11 protein-coding genes are annotated in these 11,629 nt (G+C 64.8%); 9 read left to right on the forward strand and 2 right to left on the reverse strand.

Annotation, left to right across the window (positions count from 1 at the left end):
- Positions 1 to 16: 16 nt before the first annotated feature.
- Entirely contained in the window at positions 17 to 3,496 is a 3,480-nt protein-coding gene (locus tag MUN85_RS11750) for a proline dehydrogenase family protein (protein WP_250506871.1), read from the reverse strand.
- A gap of 136 nt (positions 3,497 to 3,632) precedes the next feature.
- On the opposite strand from MUN85_RS11750, the gene MUN85_RS11755 reads away from it, so the two are divergent.
- From MUN85_RS11755 to MUN85_RS11795, 9 genes are read left to right on the forward strand one after another with little or no spacing between them, the layout of a single operon-like run.
- Complete coding sequence (locus MUN85_RS11755; protein WP_250506872.1) at positions 3,633 to 4,112, forward strand: OsmC family protein; 480 nt, start codon at positions 3,633 to 3,635, stop codon at positions 4,110 to 4,112.
- Between the two features lie 4 nt (positions 4,113 to 4,116).
- Positions 4,117 to 4,800, forward strand: a complete 684-nt coding sequence (locus MUN85_RS11760) for a hypothetical protein (RefSeq protein ID WP_250506873.1) — start codon at positions 4,117 to 4,119, stop codon at positions 4,798 to 4,800.
- A 9-nt stretch (positions 4,801 to 4,809) separates the two neighbouring features.
- Entirely contained in the window at positions 4,810 to 5,610 is an 801-nt protein-coding gene (locus MUN85_RS11765) for a thymidylate synthase (protein WP_250506874.1), read from the forward strand.
- Positions 5,607 to 6,098 carry a dihydrofolate reductase gene (locus MUN85_RS11770; protein ID WP_250506875.1) on the forward strand — a complete coding sequence of 164 codons (492 nt, stop codon included), beginning with the start codon at positions 5,607 to 5,609 and terminating at the stop codon, positions 6,096 to 6,098. Before MUN85_RS11765 ends, MUN85_RS11770 begins: the two co-directional genes overlap by 4 nt.
- 34 nt (positions 6,099 to 6,132) lie before the next feature.
- Complete coding sequence (locus MUN85_RS11775; RefSeq protein WP_250506876.1) at positions 6,133 to 6,840, forward strand: DUF4129 domain-containing protein; 708 nt, start codon at positions 6,133 to 6,135, stop codon at positions 6,838 to 6,840.
- The gene (locus MUN85_RS11780) at positions 6,837 to 7,268 is read left to right on the forward strand and encodes a hypothetical protein (protein ID WP_250506877.1); all 432 of its coding nucleotides are present in this window, start codon (positions 6,837 to 6,839) and stop codon (positions 7,266 to 7,268) included. The genes MUN85_RS11775 and MUN85_RS11780 overlap by 4 nt, the downstream gene beginning before the upstream one ends.
- Complete coding sequence (locus MUN85_RS11785; protein ID WP_250506878.1) at positions 7,265 to 8,233, forward strand: AAA family ATPase; 969 nt, start codon at positions 7,265 to 7,267, stop codon at positions 8,231 to 8,233. The genes MUN85_RS11780 and MUN85_RS11785 overlap by 4 nt, the downstream gene beginning before the upstream one ends.
- Positions 8,233 to 9,531: a DUF58 domain-containing protein gene (locus MUN85_RS11790; protein WP_250506879.1), complete on the forward strand. Its 1,299-nt coding sequence runs from the start codon at positions 8,233 to 8,235 to the stop codon at positions 9,529 to 9,531. Before MUN85_RS11785 ends, MUN85_RS11790 begins: the two co-directional genes overlap by 1 nt.
- Complete coding sequence (locus MUN85_RS11795) at positions 9,528 to 10,067, forward strand: hypothetical protein (protein WP_250506880.1); 540 nt, start codon at positions 9,528 to 9,530, stop codon at positions 10,065 to 10,067. The genes MUN85_RS11790 and MUN85_RS11795 overlap by 4 nt, the downstream gene beginning before the upstream one ends.
- Before the next feature lie 84 nt (positions 10,068 to 10,151).
- Here the strand turns inward: MUN85_RS11795 and MUN85_RS11800 are convergent.
- Positions 10,152 to 11,629 (reverse strand): HNH endonuclease signature motif containing protein (locus MUN85_RS11800; RefSeq protein ID WP_250506881.1); only part of this gene is annotated, 1,478 nt, incomplete at its 5' end.

Below are 11,629 nucleotides of genomic sequence, written 5' to 3' on the forward strand. Positions count from 1 at the left end.
CGGCTATCGAAGTCCGCTAGAAGACCGGGACCTCCTCGCCCGCGGGCAGGTGTCCGAAGCGGTGGCGCGTCAGCGAGATCGCCTGCTCGCGCAGGAACGTGAGCAGCTCGCGCCGCCCGGTAGCGAGCACCGGGCCGGTGAGCACGGTGACGGCCGAGGTCGCACCGAGCGCCTCAGCGATCTCAGCGCCCTCCTCGCCGATCACGCGGATCCGGCCGGTGATCTGCCCGGAGCGCGCACGGTTGATGAACTGATCGGTGCGCTCTCCCACCTCGACGACGTCCTTGAGCCGCTGCAGGCCCGCGACGGCGGCGGGGCCAGCCGTGTGCATCGCTTTGAGCTCCTTGGACAGCTCGGGATTGAGCGAGACGCGCACGCGCGAGCCCGCAAGCTCGGCTGCGGCGAGCAGCCGCACGAGCTCCGCAGCGCTAGCGCCGCGGCCCGCGCGAATCGTCACATCCGTGGGACGGTAGCGGAAGATGTTCGCCTCGGCGTGCAGGCCGGAGAGGTCTTCTTCCACGCCGAGCTCGCTCGCCCAGGCCGCCGCATCGGAGGCGAGAGCTGAGCGTAGCCACGCCCGCTCCGCCTGATCGGTGACGAGCCCGGTGTAGTCAGCATGCAGGGCCGCTACCTCGTCGGTGAGCTCGATGCCGTGCTGCGGCTCGCCGTCGGGCACCCAGCGTCCCAGTTGCGCCACGTAGTTCGGGCCGCCAGCCTTCGCGCCGGGGCCGAAGGCGGACAGCTTCCAGCCACCAAAGGCCTGCCGCTGCACGATCGCGCCCGTGATGTGGCGGTTGACGTAGGCGTTACCGATCTCGACGTTGTCCAGCCAGGTCTCGATCTCCTTCTCATCGAGCGAGTGCAGACCACCCGTCAGGCCGTAGTCGACGGCGTTTTGAATCTCGATCGCTTCCTGGAGCGTCTTGGCGCGCATGATGCCGAGCACCGGCCCGAAGCACTCCGTCATGTGGAAGAACGAACCCGGCTGCACGTTATCGCGCACGCCCGGGGACCACAGCTTGCCGCTGTCATCGAGCTTGCGCGGCTCGACGAGCCAGGACTCGCCCGGCTCAAGCGTCGTCAGCGCACGCAGCAGCTTGCCGCTGGGCTCTTCGATGACGGGGCCCATGGTCGTCGACAGGTCATCGGGGTAGCCCACCCGCACCGAGGACGCGGCGTCCACGAGCTGGTTCATGAGGCGATCCGAGGTGCCCGCGGATCCGACGAGGATCGCGAGCGAGGCGGCCGAGCACTTCTGCCCGGCATGCCCGAACGCCGATTTCACGAGGTCCGCGACGGCGAGGTCGTAATCGGCCGCGGGCGTAATGATGAGCGAGTTCTTGCCCGAAGTTTCGGCGTAGACGCGCGCACCACCGTCGTGAGAGGCGCGCCACTCGGCGAACATCTCGGCCGTCTCGGAGGCACCCGTGAGGATGACCTGATCGATGTCGGCGTGCGAGATGAGATGCTTGCCGATTTCGTTTTCCTTCGTCCGGATCGCCTGCAGCAGCTCGCCGGGCACGCCCGCCGCATGGCAGGCCTCTACAATGAGTTCGCTACAGCCCGGAACGGCCGAGGCCGGCTTGATGATGACGCCCGAGCCCGCCGCGAGCGCCGCAATGACGCCGCCACAGGGAATCGCGACGGGGAAGTTCCACGGCGGCGTCACGAGGGTGACGTCGACGGGTTCGAAGCGCGCGCCGTCGGTTGCCAGCGAGCCGGATTCCGGCTCGAGCTCCAGCGCCCGATCCGCGTAGTAGCGCGCAAAGTCGATCGCCTCAGAGACCTCGGGATCGCCCTGCTCGACGGTCTTGCCGCCCTCGGCCGCCATGACGGTGATGAACTCGCCGCGACGGTCCTCCAACTGCTGGGCGACGGCGCGCAGGATCTGCGCCCGCTCCGCGGCGGACTTGGCGCGCCAGCCGGCCACGGCGCCCTTGACCTTCGCGACGACGTCGTCGACCTCGCCGGTGGACTTCAGGACGGGGCTCCACAGCTCCTTGGGCTTGCGGTCGACGGCCTCGCGGGCCCACTGCCGGGTCGCCGGCAGCGCCGGATCCGAATCGGCCGTGTTCGCAAAGCTGTCCCCTATGGGGGCGCGTTCGGTCGTGCGGCGGGCACCAATCGGAGCGTCGGCCATATTCGCCACCGAGCGGCGGAAGCGCTGCTCCTGATCGTCCATCCCGGCGCCCGAGGTGTCGCCTTCTTCGGCGAACATCGCGCGCAGGAAGTTTTGCGACTGGGCGTTTTCTTCCAGTCGGCGCACCAGGTAGGAGACGGCGACGTCGAAGTCCTCGGGGGCGACGACGGGCGTGTAGAGCAGGACGGAGCCCACACGGTCACGCACGGCGCGCGCCTGCGAGGGGCTCATGCCCTGCAGCATCTCGATGTCGAGCATGTCGCTGACGCCGCGCTCGGTCGCCAGCAGGTGCGCGAGCGCCACAGTGTACAGGTTGTGTGAGGCCACGCCGATGCGCAGCGCACCGAGGTTCTCGGGCCGCAGGATGCGCTCGACAAGCCGCAGGTAATTGGCATCGACGCCATCCTTATCGGCATACGGAGCCTGCTTCCAGCCGTGAATTTCGGCCTCCACGCGCTCCATCGACAGGTTCGCGCCCTTCACAATGCGGATCTTGATCGGCGCGTGCCCCTGCTCGTGGCGTTCGCGCGCGAAGTCGATGAGCTTTTCCAGCGCCCCCACCGAATCCGGCAGGTAGGCCTGCAGCACGATGCCCGCGGACAGGTCGTGGAACTCTTCCTCGTTCAGGATGCGCGTGAACACCTCGATCGTGAGGTCGAGGTCGCGGTATTCCTCCATATCGAGGTTCACGAACGTGTGCGGGCTGGTCGCAACGGCCGCGCGGTAGAGCGGACGCAACCGCTCCAGCACGCGCTGCGTCGTGCCTTCGGTATCCCACGTCGAAATCTGGGAGACGAGCGAGGAGACCTTGATCGAGACGTAGTCGACGTCGTCGCGCTTGATCAGGTCGATCGTGCGCTGCATGCGGGAGGCAGCCTCCTGCTCCCCCAGCACGGCCTCACCAAGGAGGTTGATATTCAGCTGGAAGCCATCCTTGCGCGACTTTTCCAGGTGTTCGCCAAGCTGCGGATCGCGCGCGTCGACGACGAGGTGTCCGACGATCTGACGCAGGCGCTTGCGGGCGAGGGGCACGACGACGCCGGGAGCCAGGCGTGCCGCCTTCGCGCCGAGCCCGAGCAGCGTGCGGTCAATTGTGCCGAGGAAGGACGCCGCATCCGAGGCCGTCAGCTGCGACAGCTCCTTGGCGGCGACTTTGGAGTCTTCGGGGCGCGCGACCCGGTCCACGAACCGCATCGCCAGATCAAGGCCCGCAGGGTCGGCCACGAGTGCCGCCAATTGGCCCGTAGTAGCCCGCTCCTCATCCGTTTGTCCGGCTTCGGTTTCGTCGATCCACCGGTGTGCAAGATCAACTGAGTCATCGACAAGTGCGAGAACGTCAGCGGGTACTTGGGTCATTGAAATTCCTCCATCATCCCAACTGTTGTGACAGATCGAGCGCAGCATCAATGCCGGGCTGACCCTTAGTCCCACGGTACCAATTACGAGCGCACCTTACATCCACGTTTCGCGCTCCGCGTGCGACGATTACGCCATGACTACCGAGAGCCCTGTCCCTGCCTTTCCCACCGAGCCGACCGACTCGCAGCACGCGCGTCCACCCATCTCGCTACGCCGCCTGGGCACACGCACGTTTGTGGCAACCGCCCCGCGTGGCCAGCAGCTTACCGTGGGCCCGGCTGACGTCCCGGGCGCCATTACCCCCGGAGAACTCCTGCAAATTGCGCTGGCCGGCTGCAATGCGATGAGCGCCGACGCTCGCATGTCCCATACCCTGGGCGAGCACCACGATTCGACGTGGTGGATCCGCGCCATCTTCGAAGCCGAGGGAGATGAATACGTCGGGTTCGACGTCGTCGCTGACGCAGATCTCAGCGCCCTGGGTAGCGAGGAGGAGACGAAACTCGCGCAGCGAGTAGCCGCTGCCATCGCGCGACTTTGCACGGTAGGGCACACACTAGAGGGGAACCCGGTAACGACGCTCACCGTAGGTGGGCAGGTATTCAAGGAGTAAACGCATGGCTTCACTGTTTTCCATGAAGGGCTTCGATGCGGCATTCGACAAGGCCGTCACGATTCCCTCCGCGCGCGTGAAGCAGACCGTTGCCAAGCTGCGCCGTAAGCACCCCCGTGCCACCCCGGAACAGATCATCGCCATGCTGGATAAGAAGTACATGCGTCTGGCCAAGACCTCCGGTGCCGGTGTGGGTGTCGCAGCGGCCGTCCCCGCGGTCGGTACCGCCGCCGCCGTTGGACTCACCGGCGCGCAGATGGCGGCCTTCGTCGCCGCGACCGCGTTCCACGTCATGGCCGTGGCGGAGGTCTACGGGGTGCCGACCGATGATATTGATCGTCGCCGCACCCTGCTGCTGACTGCGTTGCTGGGCGAAGAAGGCGCAAACGCCGTCCAAGCCTCGCTTGGCTTGTCGACCGTGCACTGGGCGCGCCAGGCGCTGACCAAGATGCCTGCCTCGACGGTGAAGTCGGTCAATGCTGCGCTGCGGAAGCGGGCCGCGAAAGGCGGCACGGTCATGCTAGGCCGACTTGCTCCCTTTGGCGTCGGCGCCGCTGTGGGCTGGGTTGGCGGAAAGGCCATGGGCCAGTCGGTGCTCGACGGCATCAAGACGGCCTTTGGGCCGACCCCGTTGAGTTTCGAGATCGCAGATCAGAACCGCAAACAGCTCGAGGATTCTTTAGTCTAAGGTGGTCTTGTGACCGTCAACACAGCCTACGAAGAGCTCCTGCGCCACGTTCTTGAGACCGGAACCCGCCGTGAGGATCGCACCGGGACGGGCACTGTGTCCGTCTTCGGCGCCCAAATGCGTTTCAACCTCGCCGACGGCTTCCCCCTCGTGACGACCAAGCGAGTCCACCTCAAATCCGTCGTGGGCGAGCTGCTGTGGTTCCTCAAGGGCGAATCCAACATCCAGTACTTGCAGGACAACGGCATCCGAATCTGGAATGAGTGGGCCGATGACGAGGGCGAGCTCGGTCCCGTCTACGGGGTGCAGTGGCGCAGCTGGCCGACGGCCGATGGCCGGCACATCGACCAGATCGAACGAGTCTTTACCCAGCTCCGCGAGGACCCCTCTTCGCGGCGCATCATCGTCTCCGCATGGAACGTCGGCGAACTGGACAAGATGGCGCTCATGCCCTGCCATGCTTTCTTCCAGTTCTATGTTTCGGACGGCAAGCTCTCCTGCCAGCTCTACCAGCGCAGCGCAGACATGTTCCTTGGCGTCCCGTTCAATATCGCCTCGTACTCGCTGCTCACTCACATGATCGCGCAGCAGGTAGGCCTCGATGTCGGCGATTTTGTGTGGACTGGCGGTGACTGCCACATCTACCTCAATCACCTCGACCAGGTGAAGGAGCAGCTCTCGCGAGATGCCTTCGATATGCCGCAGCTAAAGCTCCGCAAGGTGCCCTCGATCTTCGATTACGACTTCGATGACATTCAGGTTGAGGGATACGAACACCATCCGGCGATCTCGGCGCCCATCTCCGTATGATCGGCGCTATTTGGGCGCACGCTCATGGAGTCATCGGTGCCGACGGGGACATGCCCTGGTACCTGCCGGAGGATCTCGCGCACTTCAAATCGGTCACGATGTCCAGTGCGGTCCTCATGGGACGAGCCACGTGGCAGTCCTTGCCAGAGCGCTTCCGTCCCCTGCCGGGACGAGAAAACTTCGTTGCGACGAAGAATCCTGAGTTCTCCGCGCCGGGCGCACGTCTCGTCACGGATCTCGAAGGCTTCCTGTCCGATCCGCGCTGGCAAGACGAAGATCTGTGGGTCATGGGCGGCGGCGAAATCTACCGCGCTGCCATGCCCGTCATTGATCGCGCTTCGGTCACCGAGATCGACGTGCGGGTCGCTGGCGATACGTTTGCGCCCGAATTTCCTGCCGGCCAATACCACTGCGGACCCTGGCAAAAATCAGCCCGGGGACTGACTTTCAGATTCTGTGATTGGACACGCGCTGCTCTACACTCGTGAGCGAGAACACTGAACGAACGACGGAGTAGACGGCGTGAAGACCCGAGCACTAGCGGCATTCGCTGCCCTGGCGGCGATCGTCTTAGTGTTCATCGGCTCTCTCCCACCCGCTGTTCGTACCCGGATCGAGGTCGCTCCGCCACCAGAAAAACGCAGATCCGGGATGCCCGGTGCACCGCCACGCGGCTCCACCGATGAAGTCTTCCCACCGACCCCGCCTGATTTTTCATGGATCATGACGACGATGGGATACCTCTTCTTTATCGCCATCGCTTCTGGTGTCATCTTCGGGGTTTTCCTCTGGATCTCCCGCCGCTACCGCAAGCGCAAACTCGAAGACGCAGACCTAGATGAGGCCGCGCTCCTAACGGATTTGATTACCGCCGAGGATCCGATGGAGGCCGAGGACGTGGCGCTCGCTCGGACTGCCCTCGCGGATCTCAGGTTGTCCCACGAGGACCGCGTGATTGCGACGTGGATTGAGCTCGAGGACGCGGCGAGCCGCCGCTACGGCAACCGGCTCGCAACCGTTACGCCGTCGGAGTGGGCTCAGCAGCGCCTCATTGCCTCGGGAGCTGATAGCGGCGCCGTCGAAGCTCTCCTCGACCTGTATTACCGGGCGCGCTTCCGGCCCGGTCACGTCACGACCGAGGCGGACATCGCACAGGCTAGCCAGGCACTTTCTCGCATCGAGGACTCTTTGGACGAAGCAGGCGCCGCGCACGCGAGGGGTCGCCGGTGAAAAAGTACGCTGTGCTCCCCTTCGTCGTGGGTCTCGTATTGTTCGGGCTGACCTTTGCCGTTTCCTGGCCGCTGTTCAACTGCCTGACCTTTGGTGCGGGAGCCGCCGCGGTGACCGCGGCCGCGCAGTATTTCAAGAATGTCGACACCGAAAAGCGCGGCGAGTTTGAGGTCCAACCCGCCTCCGGATTGCGGCCATCGGTCGCCACGACGGCCGGCGCATTTCGAGAGGCCCGCGTTACTGGCCGCACTGCCGAGCGAATCAGGACCGTCGTCGAGGACTACGTCGCGCGTCATCACCTCAGCGAATCGCAAGCTCGCCAAATGTTTGGCGCCGACTTCGACCAGTTCATGAGCGGAACGGCTCACCTCACTCCGGTGCAGGCCCAGCGCCTGCTTTCCGCACTCAATGAAAAGGACAGATCATGACCGATCTCATGCCCGCCTCTATCGAGGAGATCTCTAGCCGCGGCCGCGCTGTGCTCGACGAAGTCGCGACGATTGTCGTCGGGATGGACGAGGCCCTCACCACGGCACTGTCCGCGGTGCTTGCCGGCGGGCACGTGCTGTTCGAGGATCTGCCGGGACTCGGCAAGACCGTTGCGGCGCGGACGCTCGCCGGGGCGCTCGGCCTTGATTTCGCGCGCCTGCAATGCACCCCGGACCTGCTACCCGCTGACGTCACCGGCTCCTTCGTGTGGGACCCGTCGACGCGGGAGTTCAACTTCCGTGCTGGACCGGTTTTTACCGGGCTGCTGCTCGCCGACGAAATCAACCGCACCTCCCCGCGCACCCAGTCCGCGCTGCTAGAGGCCATGGCGGAAGGCCAGGTCAGCACCGAAGGCAAGACGTTCCGCCTACCGCGCCCGTTCCACGTCATTGCGACGTCGAACCCCGTCGAACTCGAGGGCACATTCCCGCTGCCGGAAGCACAGCTCGACCGCTTCATGATCCGGCTGTCCGTCGGCTACCTCCCGACCGAGCAGGAAACCACTATCTTGCTCAACCGCGTCGCTCGACGCACAGAAGCAACCCACGTCAACCCCGTCGTCAATGCCGAACAGGTACTGGCAATGCAGGCCGGGGTTGAAGCGATTGACGTCAAGCCCGACGTCGCCGAATACTGCGTCAAGCTTGCCGCCGCTACGCGCGAGCACCCGGAAGTTGAAGTCGGGGTCTCCCCCCGCGGGGCGCAGGCGCTGCTCCTGCTGTGCCGCGCGCGTGCCGCACTGCTCGGCCGGGACTACATCACGCCCGATGACGTGCGCGCCGTGGCAGTTCCTGCGCTGGCGCACCGCCTCACGCTGACTGCTCGCGCCTGGGCGGCTGGCGTCACGGGCGCCTCCGTCATCGACAGCGTCATCGATACGGTCCCCGTGCCCTCCGTCGCGTAATGCTCGGCGAAGATCGCACACGCACCCTCAAACCCACCCTGCTCCACATTGGTGGGCTCTTCACGGCTGCCGTGCTGGCGACGATCTCGCTGATTACCGCACGCCCGGAGCTTGCGGTGCTTGCCGGATTGTGCGCCTTCGATGGCCTGCGGAGGTCGGCATCGTCGATCGTGGTGAACCGCGTCCGCCCGCACCTGGACAACGATGGGGTATTGACGGGCTCCGTCGAATGCGCCGGCACGGGTCCGGTGCCAGATGCGCTGTCGATTCGGGCCTCCGGAGTTTCCGGCATTCCCGATGCTGTCGTCGTCGCCGCACATGCCTATGAGGGCGAGACGTGGGGACGCAAACTTGACGCCCTGGATTCGTGCGGGCGCAGCGGGCCGCTCGATTTGATGCGTACCGAAGTGCGGGCACAAACGCCGCGCGGAGCACTCGGTCCGATCCAGCTGTTACCGATGCGGATTTATGCGCCGCCGCAGACCTCCGCACTACCGGTGCTGCCGCGCCCGCGCCGCCTCGTTGGCGCGTGGGGCCCGCGGGAGGATCGCCGCGCTGGCAGTGGTACTCGGTTCTTCGACGTCGCGCCCCTGGGAAGAGGCGACCGACTCTCACGCATTTCGTGGCGCTCGACCGCGCGGCACGCAACGGGCGCAGACATCGACCAAATTTTCATCGCCCGGAACCACGCCGGTTCCGAGTCGATCGTCATGATTGCCTTGGATCCGCGCGATGACGTGGGCCGGAACGTTGATGCCTGGGCGGGTGGCTCCAAGCGCTCCCCCACGGCCATCACGAGTCTGGATGTGGCCCGCAACGCCGCCGTTTCGCTCGCGCAAGCTCATCTGGCCGAGGGCGACCGCGTCGGGCTTGTCGACCTGTCGAACCCCGGGCATGGTCTGCCGCCAGGAACGGGCCGTCGAACAGCAGAGCGCATTTCTCGCTACGTGACAACGGCGCGGCCTCCGCACCGAGCAACGCGTCAGGTACGCGCACCCCGCATCGCTCCGACGGCATCGATCTGGCTCATTTCGACGCTGTTAGATGACGTTCCCGTCGATTTCGCGTTGCATTGGGCTCACACTGGCCACGACATCCGGATCATCGATGTCCTGCCAGAAGGCCTGGTATCTCATGACAAGGCGGTCTCTACCGCGCTGGAGTTGGAACTCGCCGAACGGCAGCTGCGCATCCGGGCACTGCGGGAGACAGGGATCGACGTCCTCTCGTGGCGCCAAATCGATGAACCCGACCTTGCTGCCTTCCTGCAGGCCCGAAACCGAGGAGAACGTCGATGAAGAAATCACGCGATCTTCGGCTTGCTATCGGGCCCGCGATTCCCGCGTGGTCCTTGTTCGCGTTCCGCTTCGTCGCTGCGATCGTCATTGGTCTGCTGTGGGGTGCGCCAACCTGGCTGCTTCTTCTCACCTCAATTCTCGCGCTCGCCTCAACTGCGGCATGGGCACCGCTTCTTGGCATGGCCTTCGGTGCCGTCGCGCAGTTCATGCCAGCGCGTTACGTCGACGGGGTGCTGCAGACATCGCTGTCTTGGTGGGCTGCCATCGCCGCAGTTATCGTGCTCATGCATGCCGTGCTGATCTCGGCCCGTTTTACCGAGCGAACGGTTTACACCGCGCGGGTCGAACTGGCTGCGATCGGCTACGTGGTCAAGCGCTCGCTTCCCGCACAGCTGACGGCACAGGGTTTGTGGGCCATCGCGTGCCTTCTTCCGCTCGGAGTCGAGCGGGTGCCCCCTAGCGTGTTGGGCATTGGTGTCGTGGGCCTCATCGTTCTTGCCGTTCTCGTCGTCATATCGCAACGTCGAAACGACTGACTTCAACAGACGAGCAAGCCCCCTACCACCGGATTCTTGGTGGGAGGGGGCTTCCTCGTTGCTGCGTTGGCGTGCGGGTGTGCGTTAAAATGGTGGTGGTCCGTTGAGGGCTTCGTCGAAGCGCCAGTCGTTGGCTAGGGTGAAGCCGCGCGGCTGCGTTCCCGCGGGTGCCATGACCGAGTCGGCCGCCGCGGTGGTAGACAGTTGGTGATCGTCTGGGCCGGGTGGTGCGTTCCTTTCGGTGTTGCCTTTGGGGCGCGGGACATCGCATATCGGTGGCGTGAGCCGGGGATGGTAGATGGGCTGTTGGTCGGGATCGATCCGGCGGGGTGGCCGAGCTGCTGGGATCCCGGTTTCGTCGATGATGATGGTCCAGCTGTTGGGGTCGCCGGGTGGTTTCTCGACTCTGGGATGATGCCGTGAGCACACCAAGGCAAGGTTGGTGAGGTTGGTGGGGCCACCACTTTCCCAGGAAATAATGTGGTGGGCCACGCATCCTTCGGGTGGGTCGGTGCACATGGGGAAGACACATCCCCCGTCCCGGAGGGCTAGGAGTTTTCGAAGTTTTTTGGAGGCGAGGCGGGTTTCTCGTCCTCGGTCTGCTTCGCGCGTGTCCCAAATGTGGCGGGTACGCTCCGGGAACGCCAGTAGGGCATCGTCTGCTGACACTATGGGCGGGGCGGGTGGCGCCGGAGTCAACACCATGGTTTCTGGTTCGGTTGTGCTGGTTGTCGGCTCCGTGGCGCTGGCGCTGGGACGTGGGGTGTCGCCATTGGTGAAGTCATCGTCTGCCATGATGCGGTCAATGAGCGACTCGGCATCATCTTCAAAGGAGTCCGCTTCCGGGCCCTCCATATGGGCTCCATGATTTCCATTGCCACCCGGGCTGCACGGGCGCGGGCTCCCGCCACCACCATGACCAGACGGGCCGTCCTCACCGGAGGGGCCTTTGTCGCCGTAGGGGCCGGGGCCATCGAACGGGTCCTGCCCATCGAACGGGTCCTGACCATCAGATGGGTCTTCGTCGTTGAAGGGGGATTGTTCCGGGTTGGTGGCCTCCCGCCCGGTGTCGTTTCCGGTGAGGTGGGTGAGGTCGTCTGGTTGGGGTGGGTAGTGCCCGGTCATGGTGGTAAACAGTGCATCCAGCAAGCGGGTTTTACGGTCGGCGGCTTTGCGGGTTTTGCTGTGGCGTTGGGCTCTGGCGATGGCTTCGGCCTTCTTCTCCAACGCTGGCATCAAGATGCGCAAATACTCTGCGGGGATGTGAGCGAACAGGTTCGCCCCGAACTCCCCATCCTGAATGAGCGTGATCGCGAGCCCACGCTCATCAAAGGACTGCTTCCTACGTTTCGCGGTCGCGGCGTTATTGGCTTTGCGTAGTGCTTCGTCGAGCATCTCTAGGGTGGTGCGGCATTTCTTACGGAACTCACCCGGCACCGGAGTCTCCGCCTCTCTAATGAGGGCTGCTTCGACGTGCGGGAACTCGGTCTGGCTGTAGTGGGGCCGCATCTTCTCCAACGTCTTGATGGCGGTATGCAGGTTTTCTTGGGAGATGCGCGAGG

The organism is Bowdeniella massiliensis, from assembly GCF_023634005.1.
GTDB classification, from domain to species: Bacteria; Actinomycetota; Actinomycetes; order Actinomycetales; family Actinomycetaceae; genus Bowdeniella; species Bowdeniella massiliensis.